A 26,569-nucleotide genomic window follows, 5' to 3' on the forward strand; every position below is an offset into this window, starting at 1 on the left:
GCAATACCGACGCGGCTTATTCGTAATCGCCGCCGATATTCTGGTTGCGCGGCGGCGCGGCCGCGGTGAGGCGCAGCGCCTCGGCCGATGCGGCGAGCGAGCCGATTTCGTCCGGCGCATCCTCATCGTCAACGCGAACGCGCTGGAGGTTGCCGACGACCGCTTCGTGCAGGTCGGTCGGGGTGACCGTCTGCTCCGCGATCTCGCGCAGCGCGACGACGGGGTTTTTATCGCGATCGCGGTCGAGCGTCAGCTCCGCACCGCCGGAAATCTGCCGCGCGCGCTGGGCGGCGAGCAGCACCAGATCGAAACGGTTCGGAATCTTGTCGACGCAATCCTCGACGGTGACGCGCGCCATCTGTCGCTCCGCTTGATTGTTGAGCTTCGGGAAAGGGTGGCCGCTAGCAGCCGACAGCCGCCGAGTCAATGAAATCGGCGGCCACCGCCCCGTGCTGCCTTGCCACGCCCGGGCCCGGATTGCGCCCGCGCGGTTGCTGGCGCATGCACTGGGCCATGAACGACAGCGTCACCAGCGTGGATGGCGAAGCAGCCGGGCAGCCCGATCATTTCATGGTCGCGGGCAACCGGCTCGAACTGCTGACCGAAGGGCCGCAGCGGCTGGCCGCCTTGCTCGCGCTGATCGATGGCGCCACGTCCAGCCTGCGCCTGCTTTATTACATCTACACCAGCGATCGATCGGGCCAGGCCGTCCGCGATGCGCTGATGGCGGCGCTCGATCGCGGCGTGCGCGTGTCGCTGATCGTCGATGGCTTCGGCAGCTATCCCAATCTCGAATTTTTCCGCCCGCTTGAGCAGAAGGGCGCCAGCATCTGCCGCTTCATCCCGCGCATCGGCCGCCGCTTCCTGCTGCGTAACCACCAGAAGCTCACCCTGGCCGATGATTCGCGCGCGCTGGTTGGCGGATTCAACATCGAGGACGATTATTTCGCCGATACCGACGCGCCCGATGCGTGGCGCGATCTCGGCCTGCTTGTCGAAGGGCCGGCCGCGCGACGGCTGGCCGGCTATTTCGACGCGCTGTCGCAATGGGCGCACACCCCCAAGGCGCCGATGCGCGATCTGCGCCGCGCGCTCGGCCGGTGGAGCGAGCATGCCGGCCCGATTCGCTGGCTGATGGGCGGGCCGACGCGCAAGCTCAGCCCCTGGGCGCAGGCACTGAAGGCCGATGCCTTCGCCGCGCTGCGCTTCGACGTGATCTCGGGCTATTTCATCCCCGGCCCCGGGATGTTGCGCCGCATCGGCCCCAAGCGCCGGCTCGGCCGCAGCCGCACGCGGATCGTCACCGCCGCCAAGTCGGATAATCTGTCGACGATCGCGGCCGCCCGCCACACCTATCGCCTGCTGCTCGACCGCGGTGTCGAAATCTATGAATTCGGCGCGTGCAAACTGCACACCAAGCTGATCGTGATCGACAATATCAGCTATATCGGCTCGGCCAATTTGGACATGCGCAGCCTCTATCTCAATCTGGAGATCATGCTGCGGATCGACGACGCCGCCTTCGCCGATCATATGCGCGCTTATGTCGACCGGGAATGCGCGCTGTCCGCGCGGGTCACGCCGGAGGAGCATCGCCGCGAAGGCGGCTGGCTCGCCCGGTTGCGCTGGGGCTTCGCCTATTTCCTGCTCGCCGTCGTCGATCCGCGCCTGACCCGGCGGCTGAACTTCGGTGTCGAGGCCGAGTGATTTTCGCGGCCGGCGATTGCGGCGATCGCGCTGCGTTTCGGCCAGCGCGACTCAAGCCCGCCACCCGCGATTGACGCCCGCCGGTTGCGGGCGGATGCCATGGCCATGCCCCGCGAAACCACGCCACCCCGCATCCTGAGCGCCTTTGCCGGCCGCATCGTCACCGCAGGCGAAGTGGCGGCGGGGCACGATCTCAGCGGCCGCACGGCGATCGTCACCGGCGGCGCGGGCGGCATCGGGCTGGAAATCGCGCGCACGCTGGCGGTGGCCGGCGCCACCGTCACGCTCGCCGTCCGCTCGCGCGATGCCGGCGCGGCCGCGGCTGCCGAGATCAATCGCGCGGTCGGCCGCGCCGCCGCCAGCGCCGCCTTCCTCGACCTGGCCGACCTGGCCACCGTGCGCGGCTTCACCCGCATATGGGGCGGCCGCCCGCTCGATCTGCTGATCGCCAATGCAGGCGTGATGGCGACGCCCGAAAGCCGCACCGCGCAGGGCCATGAAAGCCAGTTCGGCATCAATCATCTCGGCCATTTCCAGCTCGCCACGGGCCTCGTCCCCGCGCTGGCAGCGGCGGGATCGGCGCGGGTGGTGATGATGAGCTCGGCCGGGCATCACGATGCCGATGTCGATCTCGATGACCCCGATTGGCGGCGCCGGACCTATGATCCCTTCCTGGCCTATGGCGCGTCCAAGACCGCCAACAACCTGTTCGCCGTCGGCTTCAGCCGCCACTTCGCCGATGACGGGATCACCGCCAACGCCGTCCACCCTGGCGCGGTCGCCACCGCGCTCGGCCGCCATGTCCGGCCCGAACAGATCGCCGATCGCGGCTGGGATTTTTCCACCATCGCCATGCAGACGCCCGAACAGGGCGCCGCCACCGCCATATGGGCGTCCACCGCGCCCGAACTGGCCGGGATCGGCGGGCTTTATCTGGAAGAATGTGGCGAGGCGCCGCCCTGGTCGGCCGAACGGCCGCTCTGGGGCGTGAAGCCCTATTCGCGCGATCCTGACCGGGCCGAGGCGCTATGGGCGCTGTCCGAACGACTGGTGGCCGGCTGACGGTTTGGGCCCGGCGCGGTTGCCAAATCCATGAAGCTCCGCTAATGGCCCCGGCTTCCCGCGATTCTGCAGGACTGCCCGGCCGGTATGGGCTGCCGAGGCCGTCCCATGACGTCGCATATCAGGAGACGAAAATGCCCAAACTCAAGACCAAGAGCGGGGTCAAGAAGCGGTTCAAGCTGACCGCGACCGGCAAGGTGAAGCACGGCGTCGCCGGCAAGCGCCACCGCCTGATCTCGCACAACGCCAAGTATATCCGCCAGAACCGCGGCACCACCGTGCTTTCCGATGCCGATTCGCGCACCGTGAAGCTGTGGGCGCCCTACGGCCTCAACTAAGGAGACTGACGGATGGCACGCGTAAAGCGGGGTGTAACCACCCGTGCGAAGCACAATCGCATTCTCGATTCGGCGAAGGGCTATTATGGCCGTCGCAAGAACACGATCCGCATCGCCCGTCAGGCGGTGGAAAAGGCCGGTCAGTACGCCTATCGCGACCGCAAGGTTAAGAAGCGTTCGTTCCGCGCGCTGTGGATCCAGCGTATCAACGCTGCGGTCCGCGCCGAAGGCCTGACCTATGGCGTGTTCATGCACGGCCTGAAGCTTGCCGGCATCGAACTGGACCGGAAGGTCCTGGCCGACATGGCGATGCACGAAGGCGCCGCCTTTAGCGCCGTCGTGGCCCAGGCCAAGGCGGCCCTGCCGGAAGGCGCCCGCGTCGCGGCGTAACGGCAGCAAGCCTGAAGCTCTGAAGGGCGCGGACTACACCCATGTGGTCCGCGCCCTTTGCTTATGTCGGCCGCGAGGGCCTTGATTAGCGCAGCCCCCCCCGACTACGGGATTTGGCGCTCGGCCTGCGCGGCGATGACGGGGTAGAAATGACCGACCTGAACGAGATTCGATCGAAGCTGCTTTCGATCACCGAAGCCGCCGACAGCCTTGACGCCATTGAGGCCGCGCGCGTGACCGCGCTGGGCAAAGCGAGCGAGATTGCCGCCTTGATGAAGACGCTGGGCGGGATGAGCGCCGAGGAGCGGCAGGTGCAGGCACCGCTGATCCAGGGCCTGCGCGCCGAAGTGAGCGACGCCATCGCCGCCCGCAAGGCCGCGCTCGAAGCCGCCGCGCTCGAAGCGCGCCTCGCCACCGAGACGATCGACCTGACGCTGCCGGCCGGCGCCGCGGCGCAGGGTTCCGTCCACCCGGTCGCGCAGGTGATGGACGAGCTGGCCGAAATCTTCGCGGATCTCGGCTTCGCGGTCGCCACCGGCCCCGAGATCGAGGACGACTGGCACAATTTCACCGCGCTCAACATTCCCGAGACGCATCCGGCGCGCGCGATGCACGACACCTTCTACTTCCCCGACGAAGCCGCGCGGGATGGCAAGAAGATGCTGCTGCGCACGCACACCTCGCCCGTGCAGATCCGCACGATGATGAGCGAGATGCCGCCGATCCGCATCATCGCGCCGGGCCGCACCTATCGTTCGGATTCGGATGCCACGCACACGCCGATGTTCCATCAGGTCGAAGGGCTGGTGATCGACAAGGGCATCACCCTCGGCCACCTGAAATGGACGCTCGAAACCTTCGTGAAGGCCTTTTTCGAGCGCGATGACATCGTGCTGCGCCTGCGCCCGAGCTATTTCCCCTTCACCGAGCCCTCGGCGGAGGTCGATGTCGGCTACACGCTGGTCGATGGCCGCCGCGTCATCGGCGGCGCCGAACCCGATGGCTGGATGGAAATCCTCGGCTCCGGCATGGTCCACCCCAAGGTGATCGCCGCCTGCGGGCTCGATCCCGACGAATGGCAGGGCTTTGCCTTCGGCTGCGGCATCGATCGGCTGGCGATGCTCAAATATGGCATGGACGATCTCCGCGCCTTCTTCGACGGCGATCTGCGCTGGCTGAAGCATTATGGCTTCGCCGCGCTCGACGTTCCCACGCTTTCGGCCGGAGTCGGCGCATGAAGTTCACCCTCTCCTGGCTCAAGGACCATCTCGACACCGAGGCGAGCCTCGACGAGATCCTCGTCGCGCTCACCCAGGTCGGGCTCGAGGTCGAAGGCGTCGACGATCCCGCCGCCAAGCTCGGTGCTTTCCGCATCGCCCGCATCCTGACCGCCGAACGCCACCCGCAGGCGGACAAGCTGCAGGTGCTTTCGGTCGATACCGGCGAGGGCGATCCGCTGCAGGTCGTGTGCGGCGCACCCAATGCGCGCGCCGGCCTTGTCGGCGTGTTCGGCGCGCCGGGCACCTATGTCCCCGGGCTCGACGTGACCTTGAAGATCGCGGCGATCCGCGGGGTCGAATCGCGCGGCATGATGTGCTCGATGCGCGAACTCGAACTGTCCGACGCGCATGAAGGAATTATCGAGCTGCCGTTCGACGCGCCGGTGGGCGAAGCCTATGCCCAGTGGGCCGGCCTCACCGATCCGGTGATCGACATCGCCATCACCCCCAACCGGCAGGATTGCATGGGCGTGCGCGGCATTGCCCGCGATCTTGCCGCCGCCGGCCTTGGCGAACTGAAGCCGCTCGACGTGCCCGCGATCCGTGGCGGCTTCCCCTGCCCGATCGACATTCGCATCGAAGACGCGGAAGGCTGCCCGGCCTATTTCGGCCGCGTCGTGCGCGGTGTGAAGAACGGCGCCTCGCCCGAATGGCTGGCCAATCGCCTGAAGGCGGTGGGCCAGCGGCCGATCTCCGCGCTGGTCGACATCACCAATTATGTGATGCTCGATCATGGCCGTCCGCTGCACGTCTATGATCTGGCGACGCTGAAGGGCGCGCTGGTCGCCCGCCGCGCCAGGGATGGCGAGACGGTGCTGGCGCTCAACGGCAAGACCTACACGCTCGATCCCGCGATCACCGTGATCGCCGACGACGTGGATGTGCATGACCTTGGCGGCATCATGGGCGGCGAGCATTCGGGCGTGACCGAGACGACCACCGACGTCGTGATCGAATGCGCCTATTTCACGCCCGAGCATATCGCGCGGACCGGCCAGAAGCTGGGCCTGACCAGCGATGCCCGCACCCGTTTCGAACGCGGTGTCGATCCGGCCTTCCTGGGCGACGGCCTCGCCATCGCCACCCGTCTTGTCCAGCAGCTGTGCGGCGGCGAGGCATCGGACGTGGTGGAAGCGGGCGAGCCGCCGCTGGGCGTCCGCACGCTCCGCTTCGACCCGAACCTGACCGAACAACTGGCCGGCCTTGCCGTGCCCGCCGATCGCCAGCGCGCCATCCTGTCGAGCCTCGGCTTCGGGGTCGATGCCGGCTGGACGGTGCTGATCCCCAGCTGGCGCCGCGACATCGACGGGCTGGCCGATCTGGTCGAGGAAATCGTCCGCATCGAAGGCATCGACAAGGTGCCGTCGACCCCGTTGCCGCGCGCCGAGGGCGTGGCCCGCCCGACCGCGACGCCGGCCCAGCTGGTCGAACGCAAGGTGCGCCGCACCGCCGCCGCGCGCGGACTGAACGAAGCCGTGACGTGGAGCTTCGTTTCCGAAGCGGAAGCCCAAGTGTTCGGCGGCGGCGCGTGGACGCTCGCCAACCCGATCAGCGAGGATCTGAAGGTGATGCGGCCGTCGCTGCTGCCCGGCCTGATCGCGGCGGCCAAGCGCAACGCCGATCGCGGCGCCACCGCCATCCGCCTGTTCGAAGTCGGCCGTCGCTATCTGGCGGATGCCGAGCGCCCGACTTTGGGCTTCGTGCTGGCCGGCGACAAGGCGCCGCGCAACTGGCAGGGCGGCCGGGCGCAGGGCTTCGACGCCTATGACGCCAAGGCGGAAGCGATCGCGATCCTCGCCGCGGCCGGCGCCCCGGTCGATCGGCTGCAGGTGATGGAGCCCGTGTCGGGCGTCTATCATCCCGGTCGATCCGCCACGCTGCGCCTGGGCCCGAAGACGGTGCTGGCCGAGTTCGGCGAACTGCACCCGTCGACGACGCGCGCCTTCGATATCGATGGCACCGTGATCGCGGGTGAGATCTATCTCGATGCCATTCCGGCCAAGCGCGCGACCGGCTTCATGCGCACCGCCTATCGCCCGCCGGCGCTGCAGCCGGTGACCCGCGATTTCGCCTTCCTCGTCCCGGCCGATCGCGCCGCCGACGAACTGGTGCGCGCGGTGAAAGGCGCGGACAAGGTGGCGATCATCGATGCCCGCCTGTTCGATGTGTTCACCGGCCAGGGCGTGCCCGAAGGCCAGAAATCGCTGGCGATCGAGGTGACGCTGCAACCCGGCGACAAGAGCTTCACCGATGCCGATCTGCAGGCGATCGCGGCGAAGATCGTCGCCGCCGCCACCAAGATCGGCGCCAGCCTGCGCGGCTGACGCCACCCGCTTCCCCCGCGCCGGACGGGCGGGGGAAGAAAAAATATCGCCGCGCATGTCACAGGCGGCGATGCCGGCTCGTCATGGCAACGGAACCCACGAAAGGAACCGTTGCCATGACCGCCAAGCTTGACCCCTATGCCGCCCTGCCGACGCTGATGAAGCAGTGGACCGGCCTGTCGACCGCGATCGCCGCCAGCCTCGAACCCAGCCTGATCGAACTGGTCAAGATCCGCTCCTCGCTGATCAACCGGTGCGCCAACTGCATCAACATGCACACCGCCGAGGCGCGGGCGAAGGGCGAGACCGAACAGCGCATCTACCTGCTGTCGGCCTGGGCCGAGGCCCCCTGCTACACCCAACGCGAACGCGCCGCGCTCGGCTGGACGGATGCCTTGACGCGCCTTTCCGAAACGCACAGCCATGAGGCCGCCTATCAGGCGCTCCAGGCCGAATTCAGCGAGGAGGAACAGGTGAAGCTGACCTTGATGATCAACATCATCAATGGCTGGAACCGGATCGCCGTGGGCTTCGGCCTCTGGTACGAAAATGGCGCGCCGGCCAAGGTGGCCGCGTGATGGGCATGGCGGCGCATGACGACGCGGCGGCCAGCTTCGATCCGCTGCGCCCCCGCCTCACCCGCGTCGCCTACCGCATGCTCGGCTCGGTCGCCGATGCCGAGGATGTGGTGCAGGAGGCCTTCATCCGCTGGATGGGGGCCGATCGCGCCGCCGTGATCGAGCCCGAGGCGTTCCTGCGCCGCACGGTGACGCGGCTCTGCCTCGATCAGCTCAAATCCGCGCGCCATCAGCGCGAAACCTATGTCGGCCCGTGGCTGCCCGATCCGATCGTCGAGGAGGAGGATGAGGAGGACGTCACCCTGCCGCTGATGCTCGCGCTGGAACGCCTCTCCCCGCTCGAACGCGCCGCCTTCCTGCTGCACGACGTGTTCGGGGTCGGTTTCGACGAGGTGGCGACCACCATCCAGCGCGATTCCGCTGCCTGCCGCCAGCTCGCCGCGCGGGCGCGCACGCATGTCCGCGAGGCGCGGCCGCGCTATCAGGTGGAAAAGCGCAAGGGGCTGGAACTCGCCGCCGCCTTCTTCGCGGCCTCGCGCAGCGGCGACATGGGTGCGCTCGGCGCGCTGCTCGCCGCGGATGTCAGCATGCATGCCGATGGCGGCGGCAAGCGACCGGCGGCGGTGGGGCTGATCGCCGGCGCCGCTCACGTGCTGCAGCTTCACAAGGCGCTCGCCGTGCTGTTCCGCAAATATGGCTCGAACCTCGTCCGCACCGTCACGATCAACGGCCTGCCCGGCTTCATCACGCGCGAGGGGGATGGCGAATTGCAGACCACCGCGCTGGAGATCGCCGACGGCAAGATCGTCGCCATCTACGTCATGCGTAACCCGGACAAGCTGAGGCACCTCAACTGACGGCGGAGGCCCCGAGGTGCCTTATTGCAGTGAGACAGTGCCGCCGCTAGACCATCGCCAATCCATGGTCATGAAAGCCACTCGATGCGCCATCTGCTGCTCGGCCTTGCCACTGCCCTGATCCCGGTTGCGGCCTCCGCCGCCGACACTATTCCCACCGGCCGCCTGCCCGATATCGCGGCGCCGATCGCCTATCGGCTCGATCTGACGATCGACCCCGAACAGCCGCGCTTTTCCGGCCACACCGAAATCGACGTCGACCTGAAGCGGGCGACGCAGACGCTCTACATCCACGGCCGCGATCTCAAGGTATCAAAGGCGTGGGCGAAATCGGGCGCGAGCACGGTCGCCGTCACCTACAGCCAGGTCCACCAGCTCGGTGTCGTCCGGCTCGATTTCGCCAAGCCCCTCGCGCCCGGCAAGGTGACGCTGGGCTTCGATTATGACGCCCCGTTCGGCGATGGCGCGGCCGGGCTCTACCGGGTCAAGGTCGGCGATCGTTATTATGCCTGGACGCAGTTCCAGTCGATCGACGCCCGCGCGGCCTTCCCCGGCTTCGACGAGCCCGGCTTCAAGACCCCCTATAGCGTGACGCTGACCACGCCGGCCGATGCCGTGGCGGTCACCAATGGCGCCGAAACCGGCACCCGCAAGGCCGGCAAGATGGTGACGCACAGCTACAGCGTCACCGAAAAGCTGCCGACCTATCTGATGGCCTTCGCCGTCGGCCCGTTCGACATGGTCGAAGGCACGATCCCGGCCACGGCGCAGCGCGCGACGCCGCTGCCGCTGCGCATCCTGGCGACGCGGGGCCAGAAGGATAAGATGGCCTATGCGCTCAAGGAAACGCCGCGCATCGTCCAGCTGCTCGAAGCCTATTTCGGCTCGCCTTTCCCCTTCCCCAAGCTCGATCAGATCGCTTCGCCGGTGATGGGCGGCGCGATGGAGAATGCCGGCGCCGTCATTTACGACGATACGCTGCTGCTGCTCGACGATGGATCACCGACCCGCCAGAAGCAGAATTTCGGCATGGTCGTGGCGCATGAACTGGGCCACCAATGGTTCGGCGATCTGGTGACGCCGGCCTGGTGGGACGACATCTGGCTCAACGAAAGCTTCGCCAACTGGATCGGCTACCGCATCGGCGATCAGTGGCGCCCCGAACTCAATATCGGCGTCGGCGCGATCGACGAGGCGCTCGACGCGATGAACATCGACGCGCTCAAGGTCGGTCGCCCGATCCGTGAGCCGATCACCGACAGCGGCGCGATCGACAGCGCGTTCGATGCGATCACCTATGGCAAGGGCGGCCAGGTCGTCGACATGGTCGAAAGCTATATGGGCCGCGAAACCTTCCAGAAGGGCGTCCAGCTCCATCTGTCGCGCCACGCGCGCGGCAATGCCACGGCGGATGATTTCTTCCGGTCGCTGGCCGAAGCCGCCGGCGATCCGCGCATCGTGACCGCGATGAAGGGCTTCGTCGACCAGCAGGGCGTGCCCGTCGTCGACGTGCGCCAGGCCAGCCCGCAATTGTCGCTCAGCCAGAAACGCTATGCCGCGATCGGGGCGGGCGCGGTGCCGGCGACGACCTGGACCATCCCCTTCTGCGTCGACAAGGGCGGCACCAAGAGCTGCACGCTGGTCGATCAGCCGCAGATGACGATGACCGCCAAGGGCAGCGGCACGCTGATGCCCAATGCCGGCGGCCACGGCTATTATCGCTTCGACATGGCGGATGCCGACTGGTCGGCGCTGATCGCCGATGCGCCGAAGCTGCCGTCGGGCGAGGCGCTGGCCACGATCGACAGCCTGTGGGCCAGCTTCGCCGCCGGTGGCGCGCGGCCCATGCGGCTCGTCGAAGCCGCCGGCGCCTTCGCCGCGCACAGCGATTCGAACGCGGCGGTCGATAGCGGCACGCGCCTGGCCGAATGGGATCGGCGCGGGCTGGTCAGTCCGGCTGCCCGCCCCGGCCTGCACCGCGTGCTGCTCGGCACCTATCTGCCCAAGCTCGAAGCGATCGGTTTCAACCCCGCGCGCGGCGCGAATGGCGGCGACAGCCCCGACGTGCAGAAGCTGCGCACCGATCTCGTCAGCATCGTCACCCGCGAAGCACGCGATCCGGCAACGCGCGGCAAGCTCGCCGCCGCCGCCAAGGCCTATCTGGCCGGCGATGCGGCCGCGCTCGATTCGGCGTTCCTCGCCGCAGCGCTCCGTGTCCATGTCGAAGAAGGTGGCGCGCCGGCCGCGCAGGCGCTGTTCGCGCGGGCGCTGGCGTCCACCGATGCCTATTTCCGCGGCCGTGCGATCCTCGCCATCGCGGGTTCGGGCCGGCCCGAGGTCGCCCAATGGCTGATCGGCCAGATCGGCGAACCGCGCCTGCGCGCGACCGAAAAGGTGTCGATCGTATCGGGCATCACCCAGACGCTCGCCACGCAGGATATCGGCCTTGCCTATCTCACCGCCAATTTCGAGAAGCTGGCGCGCGATACGAACCTGACCAGCGTCAATGCGATGCTGTCGATCCCGTCGGCGGTCTGTTCGGTCGAGAAGGCCGGCACGCTCGATGCCGCGCTCAAGCCGCAGGTCGCGGCCTTCGGCCGTGGCGCGCTGACGCTCGACCGGACGATCGAGAAGGTGCGCAACTGCGGCGCGCTCAAGGCCGCGCGCGGGCAGGAGATCGACGCGCTGTTCACGGGCAAGTGAAGGTCGGCCATGGGCCGGGGGGCTATTTGCCTTCCGGCCCCGGCCATTGCAGGCGCGATGACGTGACCATGTGGTGCTCCACATGTTCGGGCCGCTCGATCAGGAAGCGGTCGTCCTCGGGATAATAACGCGCCCGCGTCACATCCTCGCCGGCGAACAGGCGGATGGCGTCCATCGAACGCCACCAGCTCAACGTCGTCAGTTCGGTCGTGCCATCGCCCAGATCGCGCACCGCGATCTGGAAGCCGATATTGCCGGGCGTCGAGGCATAATCCATCGCGCCGGTGCGGCTCACATAGGCCAGATAGGTATCGGCGTCGGCGGAGCGGATACGCCCCGTCCAGCGTCGCAATATGATCGTGCCATCAGTCAGGTCGGCCGTCATGCTCAGGCTTCCTTGCGTGAGGAGTCCTTATGCACGCAGGCCAGTCCAATCGCTACGCGCTGCCCGTTTGTGCCTCGGCGCAGCGCAAGCGGCAAGCCTGCGAGCCAGGTGATCGCGTCGGCGACGCTGTTCGCCCAGATATGGTGGCTTTCGGCCCAGGATGGGCCCAGAAAATCGTCCCGCATGGTCATTTCCCTGTCCAGGGCCATTTGCCCGGACCCGGAAACTGATCTCGACAGCCATCATCCGCAACGCGATATTCGGGATGATATCATAAGGAGAATTTGGGCTTGTCGATCACCACGCTGCCCCCGCTCACCGCCATTCGCGCGTTCGAGGCGGCAGCCCGGCACGAAAGCTTCACCCGCGCGGCCGAAGAATTGGGGATGACGCAGGCGGCGGTCAGCTACCAGATCCGCCTGCTCGAGGAACGGCTGGGGGCGCGGCTGTTCCTGCGCGAAGCGCGGCGCGTGGTGCTCACCGATGTCGGCCGGCGCCTGGCCCCCGCCGTCACCGGCGCGTTCGAAACGCTGATCGCGGCCTTCGCCCATGCGCGCGAGGATCTGGGCGGCGTGCTCAGGATCAGCGCGGTCAACAGCTTCGCCGCGCTGTGGCTCGCCCCCCGGCTCGGCACCTTCCAGATGAGCCAGCGCGACCTGGCCGTCAGCCTGGACGCCAGCAACCATATCGTCGACTTCGCGCGCGAGGAGGTGGATTGCGCGATCCGCAGCGGCCATGGCGACTGGCCGGGGCTCGCCCGCCATTTCCTGTTCCGCATCCATTTCGCGCCGCTGTGCAGCCCGGCGCTGCTGCCCGCCGCCGGCGACGCGCTGGCGCCGGCCGATCTGCTGCGCCTGCCCCGCCTCAGCCCGGACGATATCTGGTGGACCGAATGGTTCGCCTCGCTCGGCATCGATATGGCGGGTGCCCCGGCGCGCGGTTCGGTCCGGCTCGATTCACAGGCGATCGAAGGCGCGGCCGCCATCGCCGGACAGGGTTTCGCGGTGCTCGCGCCCGCGCTCTGGCGGAACGATCTGCTTTCGGGCCGTCTCGTCCAGCCATTGCCGCACATCGCCTTCGGCACCGGCAATTTCTGGCTGGTCTATCCCGAATATAAGCGCAACACGCCCAAGATCCGCGCCTTTCGGGATTGGCTGCTCGGCGAGATCGCGGATCATGCGGCGACCGACACGACCGGTGCCTTCGTTCCACCGGACGGGTTTTAACGCACCACCGCCGTCGCCGCGCGATCGGCAAGCCGCGCGATCGCGGCCGCATGGATGCCCGGCGTTGCGGCGAGGATACCGAAGGCTTCGCCCTTGGTGGAATTGTAGCGCAGCGGCCGGCCCAGCGCGTCGGTTACGGTGGCGCCCGCTTCCTGTGCAATCAGGGCGGCGGCGGCGATATCCCACTCATGCCCCCAGCGCAGCGTGGCGAGCAGGTCCGCCTCGCCAGCGGCGACCATCGCGATGCGCAGCGCGATCGAATTGGGCTTGGCCACCGTCACCAGATCGGCATCCACCTTGGGCAGCGAATCCGCTGGCACGCGCGCGCCGATGAAATCGGTCCGCTCGCTCACCCGGATCGGATCGCCGTTGCGGGTCGCGCCCATGTCCGCCTGCGCGCGCCAATGTTCGCCCCGCGCCGGCGCGTCGAGCACGCCGATCAGCGGCCGCCCGCCTTCGACCAGCGCGATCGAGACGGACCAGCCCGGCCGCCCACGCAGGAAATCGCGCGTGCCGTCAATCGGATCGACCACCCAGGTACGCACGCCCAGCAGCCGTTCGGCACTGTCGGCGGTTTCCTCCGACAGCCAGCCGGCATCGGGATCGAGCCGCGCCAGCCGTTCGCGCAGCAGATGGTCGAGCTCCAGGTCGACCTCGCACACCGGATGGCCCGGCACCTTTTCCCAGCGGCGATATTCTTCCTGTCCGCGCGCAAGCGCCATCCGGCCGGCCTCCGCGGCGATCGCGCTCACCGCGTCGAGCAGGCCGTCAGGCGCCGGCAATGGTGAGCCCCTCCACACGCAGGGTGGGCACGTCGACGCCGCGCCTAAACTCAAGGTCGCTGGCGGGCGTGATGTTGCGGAACATATCGACCAGATTGCCGGCCACGGTGATTTCGGCAACCGGTTCGGCCAGTTGCCCGTCGCGGATCACGAAGCCCGATGCGCCACGGCTGTAATCGCCGGTGATCGGGTTCACCCCCTGGCCGATCAGTTCGGTGACGTAGAGGCCGAGTTTCACGTCGGCCATCAGCTCGGCGGGGCTCAGCGGCCCGGCGGCGAGGTAAAGGTTGGTCGCGCCCGCGCCCGGCGCGCCGCCGATGCCGCGCACGGCATGGCCGGTCGGCGCCATGTCGAGCTGGCGGGCGGACGCCGAATCGAGCAGCCAGGTGGTCAGCACGCCATCGGCGATCAGGTCGCGCGGGTGCGTCGGCAGGCCTTCGCCGTCGAACGGCTTGGACCGCAGCCCGCGCACGCGATGCGGGTCGTCGCGGATGGTGATGCCCGGCGCGAAAATCTGTTCGCTGAGCTTGCCGAGCAGGAAGCTGGTCCGCCGGGCGACCGCCGCGCCGGTGATCGCGCCGGCAAAATGGCCGAGCAGGCTGGCCCCCGCGCGCGGATCGAACACAACCGGCATCGCGCCGCTCGGCAGCTTGCCGGGGTTCAGCCGCGCCACCGCGCGCTCACCGGCGCGCAGGCCGATGGCGGCCGCGCCCTCCAGATCGGCGAAATGGCGCGCGCTGTGATAGGCGTAATCGCGCTGCATCCCCAGCCCTTCGCCCGCGATCACGCTGGCTGACGAACTGTAGCCCGTCGTCGCATAGCCGCGCGTGAAGCCATGGCTGGTGGCCAGCGCGATCACCGAGCGCCCGGCGGTGGCGCCGGCGCCCTCGCTGTTGGTGACGCCGGCCACGCCGCGCGCCGCTTCCTCGGCGGCGAGCGCCCGTTCGCGCAGCGCGGCGGGCGACGGATCGGCGCCGTCGTCGGATTCGAGCGCAGGGACATCGCCCGCCAGCAGGCGATCGGCCGGGGCCAGCCCCGCCCAGGGATCTTCCGGCGCCTCGCGCGCCATGGCGACGGCCCGGTCGACCAGCGCCGCAAGCGCATCGGCCGAAAGGTCGGACGATGACACGCTGGCCGATCGCCGGCCGACGAAGACGCGCAGGCCGATATCCTCGCCCTCCGAACGTTCGACATCCTCCAGCTGGCCAAGCCGCACCGTGACCTGGGTGGAGGCATCGCAGACATAAAGGGCATCGGCGGCGTCGGCGCCGGCCTTGCGGGCCTGGGCGATCAGGGTGGCGACGCGGTCTTCGGCTTGGGCGATCGTGAGCATGGATGGGACTTAAGGGCGACCGCGGGCAACGTCACCCCCAAATCCGCGCCGAAGCGGCAGCTTTGCTGCGATCAGGCGACCGCGACCACCCCGCAGGCGAGAAACATCAGCAGGCCGGCAAAACGGTTCGACCGGAATTTGGCCAGCGCATCGCCCACATCGTCGCGGCGGAGCGTCGCCACCTGCCAGCCGAGGTGCAGCGCCATCGGCAGCAATGCCGCGAGCGCCAGCATCTGCGGCCGGATCGACCAGATCGCCGCCGCCCACAACAGGATCGCGATCGCATAAAGGATCGCGACGCCGCCGCGCGCATGCCGGCCGAGCGCGCGCGCCGAGGATTTCACCCCGGCCAGCGCATCATCCTCGATATCCTGCAGCGCGTAGATCGTGTCGTAACCGATCACCCAGAAGATGCTGCCGGCATAAAGCAGCAGCCCGGGCAGCTCGATCCGCCCCGTCACCGCCGCCCAGCCGACCAGCGCCGCCCAGGAAAAGACGAGGCCGAGCCATGCCTGCGGCCACCAGGTGATCCGTTTCATGAAGGGATAGGCCGCGACCAGCGCAAGGCTGCCGATCGCCACGCCCTGCGCGACGATATTGAGCTGCAGGTTGATCGCCAGCCCGATCAGGCAGAGCGCGATCAGGAACGCCCATGCCGCCTTCAGCGACAGGCGTCCGCTGGCCAGCGGGCGGCTGCGGGTGCGTTCCACCTTCCGGTCGAGATCGCGATCGACGATGTCGTTATAGACGCAGCCCGCGCCGCGCATGACCAGCGATCCCAGCGCGAACAGCAGCAGCAGCGCCCAATGCCAGGGCGCGCCGGCCAACGCGATCGCCCAGGCACCGGGCCAGAACAGCAGCCAAGCGCCGATCGGCCGGTCGAACCGGCCAAGCTGGACGAAATCGCCCAGCCGCGACGGCAGCGCCGCAACCACCGCGCGCTGTTCGGAATCGGGGACGATCGCGGCAGCGGGGGCGGCAGCGGGGGCGGGCGCGGGGTGGGAGGCCGGTTCGGACATGGCCCGCTTCTAGGCGCCATGGCCCGATTCCGAAACCCATCGCCGCCCGCGTCGCAACGCGCCGCCATCGCCCTGCGCCATGATTTCGCCATGCCGACGGCGCAGGGCCCGCCTGTCCGATCGGGAGCCCGGAAATGGCCGTCACATCCTCGCTTGTCGCCTTCGCCGTCGCCGCCACGCTGCTGGCCGTCACGCCGGGGATCGATACGGCGCTGGTGCTGCGCACCGCCGCGGTCGAAGGGCCGCGCCGCGCGCTGCTGGCGATCGCCGGCATCTTCCTTGGCTGCACGATCTGGGGCGCGGCGGCGGCCATCGGTCTCGGCGCGCTGCTCCACGCCTCCGAACTCGCCTACACGATCGTCAAATATGCCGGCGCCGCCTATCTCGGCTGGCTCGGGGCCAAGCTGCTGTTCGCGCCGCGCCGGGGCTTCGCGGTCGATGCGGGAACGGCCATGCCGCGCGGAGGCTCATGGGCCAGCTTTCGCAACGGGCTGGTCACCAACCTGCTCAACCCGAAGGTCGGCGTCTTCTACGTCACCTTCCTGCCCCAGTTCGTGCCGGCCGGATCCGCCGTCGCCACCTACAGCTTCATGCTCGCCTTGCTGCAGGCGGCGATCGGCGTGCTCTGGCTGATGGTGCTGGTTGCCGCCACCGTCCCGCTCGGCCGGTTGCTGGCCCGGCCTGCGGTGATCCGGCGGATGGACCGGGTGACGGGCGGCCTGTTCATCGGCTTCGGGGTCAAGCTCGCTTTGTCGCAGCGCTGAAGCCTCAGCGGCGAAGCCATCGCTTGCCGCCATGCCCAAAATCGGGCTTCATCCGGCGCATTGAAGGGGGAAGCCATGTTCCGCACAGTCGCCGCCGCCATCGCATTGTTCGCATCCGCCGCCGTTTCCGCCCAGGCACCGTCACCGGGTGAGGCGATGCAGCATGATATGCCGCCGGGCTTCAAGATCGGCTTCGACAAGGTTCAGGGGCCGATGCACATCGTCGAACTGGTGCCGGAAGGCGAGACGGTGGAGGCGTGGACCAAGATGGCGACGCTGCAAACCTTCGCCGGCGGCGTCCAGCGCACGCCCGAACAATTGCTCGCCTTCATCGGCGACGGCTTCGCCCGCGCCTGCCCCGGCGTGATGCGCGATCCGATCCGCGCCGAAACCATCAACGGCTATGCCAATGCCTTCATGGCGCTCCGCTGCCCCAGCAACCCCGCCACCGGCAAGCGCGAGGATGTGATCTTCCGCGCCATTCGTGGCGAGAGCAATTTCTACGTCGCGCAGATGGCGGTGCGTTATGCGGCGCCACCGGCCGAAGCGGAGGCGGATCGGCGCTGGCTGCGCGCCGTGCTCGTCTGCGATCCGGCAAGCAAGGCGCACCCCTGCACCCGCTGATCCGACGCGCACCGATCTCGACTTGGGCGCCGCAAGGCGGCAGGGAGGCCGCACGGAGACGATAGCCCATGCCTGCCACACCCGCCTGGCCGCCCGCCAGCACGCCCCGCCTGTTCGTCGATATGCCGCTGGCCGCCGGCCTGTCGGTGCCGATCGACGGTGCCGCCGCCAATTATCTCGGCAATGTCATGCGGCTGAAGCCGGGGGATCCGGTGCGGTTGTTCGACGATCGCACCGGCGAATGGCTGGCCGAGGTTGCCGATGCCGCGAAACGACGGCTGACTTTGGTGATCACCGCACAGCTTTCCCCGCGTGAAGCGGTGCCCGATCTCTGGCTGCTTGCCGCCCCGATCAAGAAGGGCCGGATCGACTGGGTGGCCGAAAAAGCGTGCGAACTCGGCGTCGCGCGGCTGGTGCCGGTGCTGACGCGGCGGACGATCGTCGATCGGCTGAACGGCGAACGGCTGCGCGCGCACATGATCGAGGCGGCCGAACAATGCGGCCGCACGGCGCTGCCCGAACTTGCCCAACCCCTCAAGCTGGACGCGCTGTTGAAGGACTGGCCGGCCGATCGGGCGCTCTATTTCGCCGACGAAGCCGGCGGCACGCCCTTTGCGCAGGTGGCGAAGCCGGGGCCGGCGGCGATCCTGATCGGCCCCGAAGGCGGCTTCACCGATGAAGAACGCGCCGCGATCCGCGCCACGGCCGGCGCCGTCGGCATCGGCCTGGGCCCGCGCATCCTGCGCGCGGAAACGGCGGCGGCGGCGGCGATCGCGATCTGGATGGCGACGGCGGGGGACTGGCGCGGCGACGGCGCCTGATCGGGCGATCACCGTCCCGATTCGAAAAGTCGTTGAAAAATGGCGATGTCCTGCCATCCTTCCCGCTTCATCCCTGTCAGGGAGGTTTGTTCAGGATGAACGGAACGAACAACAACACCACGTCGGGCTTCGATCTCAATCACCCGACCATCGTCGCCCTGCTTTATCTGGCCAGCTTCTTCATCGGCATCACCAGTCTGGTCGGCATCGTGCTCGCTTATGTGTGGCGCGGCGAAGCGGCCGGCAGTTGGGAAGCCAGCCATTATACCTTCCACATCCGCACCTTCTGGATCGCGGTGATCGCCGGCCTGATATCGGCCGTGCTGTCGCTCATCCTGATCGGGCTGTTCGGCCTGCTCGCCGTTGCCGTCTGGGTCGTCATCCGCACGGTGATCGCGCTTCTGGCCGCGCAACGGCGCGAACCGATCGCCAATCCGGAAAGCTGGCTCTGGTAGGATCGTGCGCCGCCCGTCGCGCTGCCAACGCACGCGGCGGGCGGCTGTTCACGTCGTCCGTTCCCAAGTGCAACTGATCGCTGGCTAAGCCGCCTCGCCCCCGCTATGGGCGCCACATGAGCACGCGCACGGAATCGGGCCAGGATGATCCCCTGATCGAAGGTCGCGACGACCTTCTCGCCATCTTCCAGAAGGGCGAAAAGCCCCGCGAACGCTGGCGCATCGGCACCGAGCATGAAAAGTTCGTCTATTGGCTGAACGATCACCGCGCGCCTTCCTATGAGGAACCGGGCGGCATCCACGCCCTGCTTCTCGGCCTCACCAAATATGGCTGGGAACCGGTTTACGAAGGCGACAACGTCATCGCGCTCACCGGCCCGGACGGCGCCGTCAGCCTGGAACCGGCGGGCCAGCTCGAACTGTCGGGCGCCCCGCTCGACAACCTGCACCAGACCTGCGCCGAAACCGGCCGCCATCTCGAACAGGTGAAGGCGGTGGGCGATCGGCTCGGCCTCGGCTATCTCGGCCTCGGCTTCTGGCCGGACAAGACCCGCGCCGAACTGCCGGTCATGCCCAAGGGCCGCTACGGCATCATGCTGCGCCATATGCCGCGCGTCGGATCGCTGGGGCTGGACATGATGCTGCGTACCTGCACCATCCAGACCAACCTGGATTATTCCAGCGAGGCGGACATGGTGAAGAAGTTCCGCGTGTCGCTGGCGTTGCAGCCGCTGGCCACCGCGATCTTCGCCAATTCGCCCTTCACCGAAGGCAAGCCCAACGGCTATCTCAGCTATCGCAGCCACATCTGGACGGATACCGATCCGCACCGCACCGGCATGCTGCCCTTCGTGTTCGAAGATGGCTTCGGCTACGAACGCTATGCCGATTACATGCTCGACGTGCCGATGTATTTCGTCTTCCGCAACGGCGGCTATATCGACGCGGCGGGGCAGAGCTTCCGTGATTTCCTGAAGGGCGATCTGCCCGCGCTGCCGGGCGAAAAGCCGCGGCTGGGCGACTGGACCGACCATCTTTCCACCGCCTTCCCCGAAGTGCGGCTGAAGAGCTTCCTCGAGATGCGCGGCGCCGATGGCGGGCCGTGGAACCGGATCTGCGCGCTGCCCGCTTTCTGGGTCGGCCTGCTTTACGATCAGACGGCGCTCGACGCGGCGTGGGACACGGTGAAGCACTGGACGATCGAGGATCATCACCGCATCCGCGCGGAGGTGCCCAAGCTCGGCCTCAACGCAAGGGGGCCGCGCGGCCGCACCTTCCAGCAACTGGGCAAGGAAATCCTCGCCATCGCCGATGCCGGCCTGTCCGCGCGCGCGCGGCTGAACGGCGCGGGCGACAGCGAACAGGGTTATCTCGATCCGGTCCGCGAAATCGTGGAATCGGGCAAGACGCCGGCCGAACGCCTGCTCGCCAAATATGACGGCGAATGGGGCGGCGACATTTCGCGCATCTATGACGAGACGCGTTTCTGACCCGGCACCCCGCACGCGCAAGGAGCTGATCGGGCGCCACTTCCCGGCCTGATTTCGGCCATGATCCACGGTGACGGTCGCGCCATGAAAGGCGCGATCGGCCGATCCTTCGCTGTCCTGCTATGTGCCGCGCCCGTGCCTGCGGCGGCCGAACTGACCGCCGAGGAGATGGTCGAGCAGTCGAAGGCCGTGTTCGGCTCGCCCGATTGCGGGCGCCCGCGCAACAGCGGCGAAATCGTCGTATGCGGCCGCGCCGAGCCGCGCGCTCGCGAAACGCTACCCGAAGTCGCTGCGCCCGAACTTCTTCTGCCGCCAGCGGAAATCGGCCTGTTCGGCGACGTGCGCGCCCGGATTCAGGCCGAACAGCCCGGCCGTAGCGATGGCCTGCCCGACCGCCGCATCAAGGCGACGGTCAGGCTGCCCTTCTGATCTATTCCGCCGCCTGCGGCAGGTCCGCCGCCAGCGTCGCGGCCGCATCATGGCCGATCAGCCGATCGTAATTCTGGTGCATGCGCAGCACATTCTGCTCGCGCCGGCCAAGGATGATCGACGGCACCGCGCCCGCCTCCATCATCACCTGCGAATTGGACTGAATCTTCATATCCTCGTCCATCGCCACCTTGATCAGCATGTCGGCGACATATTCGTTGCGGGCGCGCTCCTCCTCGGTCGGGTTCTTGCCCCAGCCATAAAGCCGGAAGATGTAGTTGCATTCGCCCGGATGATCGGCCGGGTCGCTGCGCTGGAAGATCGCCATCGCCTCGCCCGCGATCACAACGCTGTTCGGGAAGATCGCGTTCGATACGGAGAAGTGGCAATATTCCGGCCATTCCTCTTCGGGCTTGTCCTTCAGCTCCATGATCTGCGGCATCACCGAAACCAGCGTGTGATGCAGCCCGAAATCAAGGTGGACGAACTGCTGCATCGTCATCGGCCCCACCGTTTCCGGGTGAAGGAAGGGGACGTGATAGCCCTCGACCCCGCCGTCGACGGCATGTTTCCAGTTGATCCGCGCCTTGGTGCTGAATTCGCGCACGAGGTGCAGATTCTCGAAATGATAGCCGGCCAGATGCTCCTTGATCGGGCCGAAGAATTCGTCGACGTCGATGGCGCCATCGGGCTGCGGGTGGACGAGCAGGAAGCCCATCGTCTCGACGCAGGGCAATTCGATAAGCCCGCGATCCTCGAGCAGCCCGTCAAACGCCTTGCGGCTCGGCACGCCGACCAGATCGCCGTTCAGCGCGAAGGTCCAGGCATGATAGGGGCAAACGAAGCTCGCCGCCTTGCCGCAGCCCTCCGCCAGTTGCACGCCACGGTGGCGGCAGGCGTTCAGAAAGGCCCGCGCCACCCCGTCGCGCCCACGCACCAGCAGGATCGGCTTGCCGGCGATCTCGGTCGCATAATAATCGCCCGGCTCGGCGATGTCGGCGCTGTACGCCAGCAATTGCGCGCGATTGTGGAAGAAGACTTCCTTCTCCTTCTCGAACCGCGCACGATCGACGAAGCGGCCGATATCCAGCTCAACCGCGGGTTCGTCGCAATATTCCAGCTCGTTCGCCTCGGCCATTGCGATGATGCGCCGGGCCAGTTCGATCCGCTTTCCACGTTCCATGATGTGGCACCCTCTCCGAAATGCGCAGATGCCAGTCTTCGCCGGCATTGAGACACGCTTTGCGGAGCCAAGGCTGTGGCGACGCGGCCATGTGCGCAAGGCCTAACTAAATCACCGCCGGAGGGATGCCATCCGTCGATCCGCCCCCTGCCACCATCGCGTTCCCCGCGGAGGCGCGATGGCGCTCAGATCGGCAGCGCGATGTCGTTCTTCACCTCTTCCAGCACCGGATAGGTCCGCGTTTCGCGGACGCCGGGCATCTGGACGAGCGTTTCGGCGAGGAAATTGCGATAGGCCGCCATGTCGCGCACGCGGACCTTGATCAGATAGTCGAAGCCACCGGCGACCATATGGCATTCGAGCACTTCGGGCAGGGTGACGATCGCGGCGGCAAATTGCTTGATCGTTTCGCGCGTCGTGCGATCGAGCAGCACTTCGATGAACATCATCAGCGAACGATCGAGCTTCGCGGGATCGAGCAGCGCCATGAAGCCGGTGATATAGCCCTGTTCGCGCAGGCGGCGCAGGCGATCGAGGCAGGCCGATGCGGAAAGCCCGCAACGGCTGGCCAGTTCCTGATTGGTGATCCTGCCATCCTTCTGGATTTCGCGCAGGATCCGGCGATCGCTCTCGCTCAGCATGGCCTGCCCCATCCGTGGAATCCCGTCCGTCGCGCCCCGGCCAGCATATCCGGGGCCGGCAATCGGGGCCCGGCGCGTCGGCCGGGCCCCGATCGTCCACTCACTGGCCGGGGTTGGGGGCAGGCGCGCCCGGCTGGTTGAGCCGCGCCTTTTCGGCGGCGACCATCTGGGCGACTTCGGCCAGCAGCACCTTGGCGTCGTAAACCACGCCGTCCTTGATCGTGTAGCTGACGCCGCCGACCATTTCCTGCTTGTTGGTTTCCGGGTTCAGGCGCGAATGGCCGGTGCCATAGAGCGTCTTGAGGTTGGCGAGCGGGTTTTCCTTCACGATCACCATGTCCGCCAGCATGCCCGGCCGGACGACGCCGGTCGGCGCCGGGACACCCTTGGGCTTCCAGGCTTCCTCGGCCCCCCACATCGTCGCCGAACGCAGGATCTCCAGCGGCGAGAAGCCCGCCTCGCGGAACAGCTCCAGTTCCTCGACATAGGCAAAGCCATAGACCTTGAAGATGAAGCCGGAATCGGTGCCGACCGTCACCTTGCCGCCGATATTCTTGTACCCGTTCACCAGGTCGAAGAAATTGCGGTAGAAACGGTTCCAGGCGAACTCATTCTCCGTGGTCCAGTCATAGAAATAGGAACCATGGTTGTCGCGGGTGGACTGGAAATAGCTCCACAGCTGCGGCGTCGTATATTTGTTCTGCCAATCGGCGTTGCGGGCACGCATCAGATCGCGCGAGGCCGCATAGATGTTGAACGTCGGGTTGAAGGTGACGCCGTTTTCCTTCTGATGCTCCAGATATTCCTGCCATTGCGGCGAACCTACCGGATACACCTCGTCCCAGATTTCGGCGATGTCGCCGAAGCGGTGCTGCTCGTTGTTATAATTGTAATCGAGCGGGAATTTCTGGATGGTCGAACCGTTCAGCAGCGATTCCATATGCCCATAATAATGGGTGATGGTATCGAGATGCGCGTCACCGGCATTGCGGCCGTTGAAATTGGCGACGCCGGTCTGCGCGAGATGGGCGACGGTGCCCATCTTGTTCTTGTGCGCCTCGTCGATCGCCGCGGCGATGATATCGGGCGTTTCTTCCGGCCGGTTGAAGAACTTGATGCCGTCGATGTTGTTCTTCGCGGCCCAGCGCACCCAGGCGCGTGCCTTTTCGGCGGAATCGATCGCGCCGCCCGTCCAGCCGGCACCCAGCGTCTGATAGTTGAAGATGCGCGGCGCCGCGATCTCGTTGGCGGCCGAACGGTTCTTTTCGGAACTGGCGACGGCGGGATCGGCCAGCGGCACGCCGCGCACCGTGGTCACGCCATGAGCCAGCCACAGCTTATAGGCGTAGCTGACGTCCGGCGCCTTGTCGCTCGCCGGGGTGTGGACGTGCATGTCGACGAAGCCGGGCATCACATACATGCCGGTCGCGTCGATCTCATAGTCGAAGTCGCGCGGCTCGCGGTCGGTCTTCAGCGGCAGGCCCGGCCAGCCGGCCTGGGTGACGGCGGTGATGCGATTGCCTTCGACCACGATGTCCATCGGCCCGCGCGGCGGCGCGCCGGTGCCGTCGATCAGCGTGGCGCCGCGGATCACGAACTTGCGGAACGGCCCCTTGCTTTCGGCCGACGTGCGCGCCGGCGCGGGAACGAATTGCGGCTTCTGCCCCGCGACCGCGCCGGTGGCGCCGCCGACGAACCAGTCGTCCGGGTCATGCGCGGGCGCCACCGTGGCAAGCCCGGTGGTGGCCAGCGCCAGCGCCGTCAGGCGAAGGATCATTTTTTTCATTCTACAACCCCGATTTGGAACCCCTGTCCGCCGGCATGATCCGGCGGGACGCAAAATAAAAGGGGGCGGCCGAAACCGGCCGCCCAGTAAATCATGGATGCGGCAGCCCTTCCTCGGGCATGCCCATGCGGCGCTTCTCCGCCTTCACCATCTCGGCCACGTCGGCCAGCAGCTTCTTGGCGTCATAGACGATGCCGTCCTTGACGGTGTAGCTGACGCCGCCGACGCGCTCCAGTTTCTGCGTCTGTTCGTTCAGGCGCAGCGCGCCCGTGCCGTAGAGCGTCTTGAAGTTCTGGAGCGGGTTTTCCTTGACGATGACGAGATCGGCGAGCTTGCCGACGCGCACCGATCCGATCGGCGGCACCGGCTGGCCCTTCGCCTCATACAGCGTCAGCGCGCCGTTCAGCGTCGCCGCCATCACCACCTGGCTCGGGTTGAACCCGGCTTCCTGCAGCATCTCCAGTTCCTGCACATAGCCGAAGCCATAGGGCTCGAAGATGAAGCCGGAGTCCGACCCCGTCACCACGCGGCCACCCATATTCTTGTAATCGTTCAAAAGGCGCATGAACTTGTGGTAGAAATTGCGCCACTTGATCTCGGTGCCCACGGTCCAGTCGTAAAAATAGGAACCGTGATTTTCGCGCGAGGACTGATAGAATTCCCAGAGCTGCGGCATGGTATATTGGTCATGCCAATCGGCGTTGCGGGCATGCATCAGATCGCGGCCGGCCGCGTAGATCGTCATCGTCGGATCGAAGGTGACGTGGTTTTCCTTCTGCTTTTCCAGATAGGCCCACCACATCGGCGATCCCTCCTCCACGCTTTCGGCATAGAGGTTGGCGACGTCACCGAAACGATCCTGCTCGTCGGCATAATTATAATCGTGCCGCCAGTTCTGGACCTGGCCGTTCTTCAGCATGGATTCGAAATGGCCGTAGAAATGGGTGACGGTGCCCAGCCCCGCCGCGCCGGCCTGTTCGGCATTCATCCGGCCCACGCCGATCTGCGAAAGATGGGCGACGGTGCCCAGCTTCAGCTTCTTGGCCTCGTCCATGATCGCGGCCATCACTTCGGGCGGCTGATCCTCGTTGTTGATCAGCTTGATGCCGTCGATGCCCTGCTTGGCCGCCCATTGCACCCAGGCGCGCGCCTTTTCCGGCGTGTCGGTGCGGGCGCCGCCCCAGCCCTTGCCCTGGCCGGGCCGCTGATAGGCGAAGATGCGCGGCGCGACGATTTCGTTGCGCTGCGATCGCGCGCGTTCGCTGATCGAGGTTTCGAGCGGCGCCAGATCGACACCGCGCACGGTGGTGACGCCATGGGCCAGCCACAGCTTGTAGGAATAGCTGAGGTCCGGCGCCTTGTCGTCGGTCGAACCATGGACGTGCATGTCCACGAAGCCCGGCAGCACGAACATGCCCGTCGCGTCTAGCTCATAGTCGAAGTCGCGCGGCTCGCGCCCGGCCTTCAGCGCCAGGCCCGGCGTGCCGGCCGGCAGGATCTGCGCGATGACGTTGTTTTCAATGACGATGTCCACCGGCCCGCGCGGCGGCGCGCCCGTGCCGTCGATCACCGTGACGCCACGGATCACCATCTTGGCATAAGGCCCGGCGCCTTCGCCGGCCTGCCGCGCCGGGGCCGGCTTCGCGCCGGCGCGCGGCTTCACCGCCTCCACCTTCAAGCCCTGCGCTTCATGCGCCGGGGCGATCGAACCGACCGAAATGGCCACCACGGCCGCGCCCAGCGCAAGGCCCAGACGCACGGATTGCTTGATTGTCAGCATGGAACACCCCCTCTTTTCGCGAAAAGCAGCGCGGCGTGGGGAGGCTTGCCGGCAGCGGCCGGCAAGCCTCATCCGATCAGCGGAACCGCTTGGTCAGCGTCAGGCCGAACGTGCGCGGCGGCGCGCTGTAGGTAACCGTCTTGCCGCCGGTATTGGCGCTCGACGAACGGCTGTTGACCGCCGCCGCGTCGAACACATTGTTGACGAACAGATAGGCGCTCCAGTCGCCATCCGATGCCTGCGTGCCGATGCGGGCGTTGACCAGTTCGAAGCCATCGACCTTGCGGCGATAGACGTCGAGCGGCGACAGCGTGCTGTAGGAGTTGCTGGTATAAGCCGCATCCATCCGCACCAGGCCGTCCAGATTGTCCGACAGCGGGAAGGTATATTCCGCCGAGCCGCTGACATTCCACTTCGGCACGAAGGCGAGGCGATCACCCTTGCGCCCGGTGGCGATGACCACGCTGCTGATCTGGTCCTCGGACAATTTGGCGTCGGTGTAGCCGACATTGCCGATTGATCTGCCCCCTTCTGAGTGGTCCAAAATTGATGATATTTTGGATTACGAAGGAGACAAGGAATGCCGAGCAAGAAGCATCGCCCGGAAGAGAT

27 protein-coding genes are annotated in these 26,569 nt (G+C 67.0%); 16 read left to right on the forward strand and 11 right to left on the reverse strand.

The genetic code is table 11. The annotated features are described in order from the left end of the window. Window positions 1–16: 16 nt before the first annotated feature. Window positions 17–358 carry a DNA-directed RNA polymerase subunit omega gene (gene rpoZ / locus CHB74_RS11165; RefSeq protein WP_089219715.1) on the reverse strand — a complete coding sequence of 114 codons (342 nt, stop codon included), beginning with the start codon at window positions 356–358 and terminating at the stop codon, window positions 17–19. A 155-nt stretch (window positions 359–513) separates the two neighbouring features. On the opposite strand from rpoZ, the gene CHB74_RS11170 reads away from it, so the two are divergent. The 9 genes from CHB74_RS11170 to CHB74_RS11210 all read left to right on the forward strand — a co-directional run bounded on the left by CHB74_RS11170 (window position 514) and on the right by CHB74_RS11210 (window position 11,239). Next, window positions 514–1,707, forward strand: coding sequence for a phospholipase D-like domain-containing protein (locus tag CHB74_RS11170; protein WP_089219716.1), 1,194 nt, complete (start codon window positions 514–516; stop codon window positions 1,705–1,707). 105 nt (window positions 1,708–1,812) lie between these two features. Continuing rightward, complete coding sequence (locus tag CHB74_RS11175) at window positions 1,813–2,769, forward strand: SDR family NAD(P)-dependent oxidoreductase (protein WP_089219754.1); 957 nt, start codon at window positions 1,813–1,815, stop codon at window positions 2,767–2,769. Between the two features lie 134 nt (window positions 2,770–2,903). Continuing rightward, the gene (rpmI, locus tag CHB74_RS11180; protein WP_015459071.1) at window positions 2,904–3,107 is read left to right on the forward strand and encodes a 50S ribosomal protein L35; all 204 of its coding nucleotides are present in this window, start codon (window positions 2,904–2,906) and stop codon (window positions 3,105–3,107) included. Between the two features lie 12 nt (window positions 3,108–3,119). After that, complete coding sequence (rplT, locus tag CHB74_RS11185; RefSeq protein WP_089219717.1) at window positions 3,120–3,497, forward strand: 50S ribosomal protein L20; 378 nt, start codon at window positions 3,120–3,122, stop codon at window positions 3,495–3,497. A 149-nt stretch (window positions 3,498–3,646) separates the two neighbouring features. Beyond that, the gene (gene pheS, locus CHB74_RS11190; RefSeq protein WP_089219755.1) at window positions 3,647–4,735 is read left to right on the forward strand and encodes a phenylalanine--tRNA ligase subunit alpha; all 1,089 of its coding nucleotides are present in this window, start codon (window positions 3,647–3,649) and stop codon (window positions 4,733–4,735) included. Further along, complete coding sequence (gene pheT, locus CHB74_RS11195) at window positions 4,732–7,101, forward strand: phenylalanine--tRNA ligase subunit beta (RefSeq protein ID WP_089219718.1); 2,370 nt, start codon at window positions 4,732–4,734, stop codon at window positions 7,099–7,101. The genes pheS and pheT overlap by 4 nt, the downstream gene beginning before the upstream one ends. A 116-nt stretch (window positions 7,102–7,217) precedes the next feature. Further along, window positions 7,218–7,679, forward strand: coding sequence for a carboxymuconolactone decarboxylase family protein (locus CHB74_RS11200; protein ID WP_089219719.1), 462 nt, complete (start codon window positions 7,218–7,220; stop codon window positions 7,677–7,679). Next, window positions 7,679–8,536, forward strand: a complete 858-nt coding sequence (locus tag CHB74_RS11205) for a sigma-70 family RNA polymerase sigma factor (RefSeq protein ID WP_089219720.1) — start codon at window positions 7,679–7,681, stop codon at window positions 8,534–8,536. Before CHB74_RS11200 ends, CHB74_RS11205 begins: the two co-directional genes overlap by 1 nt. 84 nt (window positions 8,537–8,620) lie before the next feature. Further along, entirely contained in the window at window positions 8,621–11,239 is a 2,619-nt protein-coding gene (locus tag CHB74_RS11210; RefSeq protein WP_089219721.1) for a M1 family metallopeptidase, read from the forward strand. Window positions 11,240–11,261: 22 nt separating this feature from the next. Here the strand turns inward: CHB74_RS11210 and CHB74_RS11215 are convergent, their stop codons facing one another. Both CHB74_RS11215 and CHB74_RS11220 read right to left on the reverse strand, forming a co-directional pair. Next, on the reverse strand, window positions 11,262–11,624 hold the full coding sequence (locus CHB74_RS11215) for a hypothetical protein (protein ID WP_089219722.1): 363 nt from the start codon (window positions 11,622–11,624) through the stop codon (window positions 11,262–11,264). 2 nt (window positions 11,625–11,626) lie between these two features. Next, entirely contained in the window at window positions 11,627–11,815 is a 189-nt protein-coding gene (locus CHB74_RS11220) for a hypothetical protein (RefSeq protein ID WP_218821420.1), read from the reverse strand. A gap of 93 nt (window positions 11,816–11,908) precedes the next feature. Here CHB74_RS11220 and CHB74_RS11225 point away from each other — a divergent pair, with 93 nt between their 5' ends. Further along, the gene (locus CHB74_RS11225; RefSeq protein WP_089219724.1) at window positions 11,909–12,850 is read left to right on the forward strand and encodes a LysR substrate-binding domain-containing protein; all 942 of its coding nucleotides are present in this window, start codon (window positions 11,909–11,911) and stop codon (window positions 12,848–12,850) included. Here the strand turns inward: CHB74_RS11225 and CHB74_RS11230 are convergent. The 3 genes from CHB74_RS11230 to ubiA form a co-directional block, all read right to left on the reverse strand. Beyond that, window positions 12,847–13,632: a 3'(2'),5'-bisphosphate nucleotidase CysQ gene (locus CHB74_RS11230; RefSeq protein ID WP_342746589.1), complete on the reverse strand. Its 786-nt coding sequence runs from the start codon at window positions 13,630–13,632 to the stop codon at window positions 12,847–12,849. The genes CHB74_RS11225 and CHB74_RS11230 overlap by 4 nt on opposite strands. Then, a complete protein-coding gene (locus tag CHB74_RS11235) occupies window positions 13,619–14,965 on the reverse strand; it encodes a TldD/PmbA family protein (protein ID WP_089219725.1) in 1,347 nt (448 codons plus the stop codon). Before CHB74_RS11235 ends, CHB74_RS11230 begins: the two co-directional genes overlap by 14 nt. A gap of 71 nt (window positions 14,966–15,036) precedes the next feature. Next, window positions 15,037–15,984 carry a 4-hydroxybenzoate octaprenyltransferase gene (gene ubiA / locus CHB74_RS11240; protein WP_089219726.1) on the reverse strand — a complete coding sequence of 316 codons (948 nt, stop codon included), beginning with the start codon at window positions 15,982–15,984 and terminating at the stop codon, window positions 15,037–15,039. A gap of 134 nt (window positions 15,985–16,118) precedes the next feature. On the opposite strand from ubiA, the gene CHB74_RS11245 reads away from it, so the two are divergent. The 6 genes from CHB74_RS11245 (at window position 16,119) to CHB74_RS11270 (ending at window position 20,567) form a co-directional block, all read left to right on the forward strand. Continuing rightward, a complete protein-coding gene (locus CHB74_RS11245) occupies window positions 16,119–16,748 on the forward strand; it encodes a LysE family translocator (protein ID WP_089219727.1) in 630 nt (209 codons plus the stop codon). 75 nt (window positions 16,749–16,823) lie between these two features. Continuing rightward, entirely contained in the window at window positions 16,824–17,372 is a 549-nt protein-coding gene (locus CHB74_RS11250; protein WP_089219728.1) for a hypothetical protein, read from the forward strand. 68 nt (window positions 17,373–17,440) lie between these two features. Next, the gene (locus CHB74_RS11255; protein ID WP_089219729.1) at window positions 17,441–18,193 is read left to right on the forward strand and encodes a 16S rRNA (uracil(1498)-N(3))-methyltransferase; all 753 of its coding nucleotides are present in this window, start codon (window positions 17,441–17,443) and stop codon (window positions 18,191–18,193) included. Window positions 18,194–18,288: 95 nt separating this feature from the next. Further along, complete coding sequence (locus CHB74_RS11260; RefSeq protein ID WP_089219730.1) at window positions 18,289–18,648, forward strand: DUF4870 family protein; 360 nt, start codon at window positions 18,289–18,291, stop codon at window positions 18,646–18,648. A 116-nt stretch (window positions 18,649–18,764) separates the two neighbouring features. Beyond that, window positions 18,765–20,138, forward strand: a complete 1,374-nt coding sequence (locus CHB74_RS11265; protein ID WP_089219731.1) for a glutamate--cysteine ligase — start codon at window positions 18,765–18,767, stop codon at window positions 20,136–20,138. A gap of 84 nt (window positions 20,139–20,222) precedes the next feature. After that, window positions 20,223–20,567 carry a hypothetical protein gene (locus tag CHB74_RS11270; RefSeq protein WP_218821421.1) on the forward strand — a complete coding sequence of 115 codons (345 nt, stop codon included), beginning with the start codon at window positions 20,223–20,225 and terminating at the stop codon, window positions 20,565–20,567. 1 nt (window position 20,568) lies between these two features. On the opposite strand, the gene CHB74_RS11275 is transcribed toward CHB74_RS11270, so the two are convergent. The 5 genes from CHB74_RS11275 to CHB74_RS11295 form a co-directional block, all read right to left on the reverse strand. Further along, window positions 20,569–21,750 carry an aromatic ring-hydroxylating oxygenase subunit alpha gene (locus CHB74_RS11275; RefSeq protein ID WP_089219733.1) on the reverse strand — a complete coding sequence of 394 codons (1,182 nt, stop codon included), beginning with the start codon at window positions 21,748–21,750 and terminating at the stop codon, window positions 20,569–20,571. Between the two features lie 185 nt (window positions 21,751–21,935). After that, window positions 21,936–22,391 (reverse strand): Lrp/AsnC ligand binding domain-containing protein, encoded by a 456-nt coding sequence (locus CHB74_RS11280; protein ID WP_218821422.1) that lies wholly within the window; start codon window positions 22,389–22,391, stop codon window positions 21,936–21,938. A 100-nt stretch (window positions 22,392–22,491) separates the two neighbouring features. Continuing rightward, window positions 22,492–24,177, reverse strand: coding sequence for an amidohydrolase family protein (locus tag CHB74_RS11285; protein ID WP_089219735.1), 1,686 nt, complete (start codon window positions 24,175–24,177; stop codon window positions 22,492–22,494). 91 nt (window positions 24,178–24,268) lie between these two features. Beyond that, window positions 24,269–25,957 (reverse strand): amidohydrolase family protein, encoded by a 1,689-nt coding sequence (locus tag CHB74_RS11290; protein WP_089219736.1) that lies wholly within the window; start codon window positions 25,955–25,957, stop codon window positions 24,269–24,271. 76 nt (window positions 25,958–26,033) lie between these two features. Then, the gene (locus CHB74_RS11295; RefSeq protein ID WP_281253535.1) at window positions 26,034–26,501 is read right to left on the reverse strand and encodes a TonB-dependent receptor domain-containing protein; all 468 of its coding nucleotides are present in this window, start codon (window positions 26,499–26,501) and stop codon (window positions 26,034–26,036) included. Window positions 26,502–26,569 lie beyond the last annotated feature (68 nt).

Origin of the sequence: Edaphosphingomonas laterariae, from assembly GCF_900188165.1 — a bacterium.
Classification (GTDB): Bacteria; Pseudomonadota; Alphaproteobacteria; order Sphingomonadales; family Sphingomonadaceae; genus Sphingomonas_E; species Sphingomonas_E laterariae.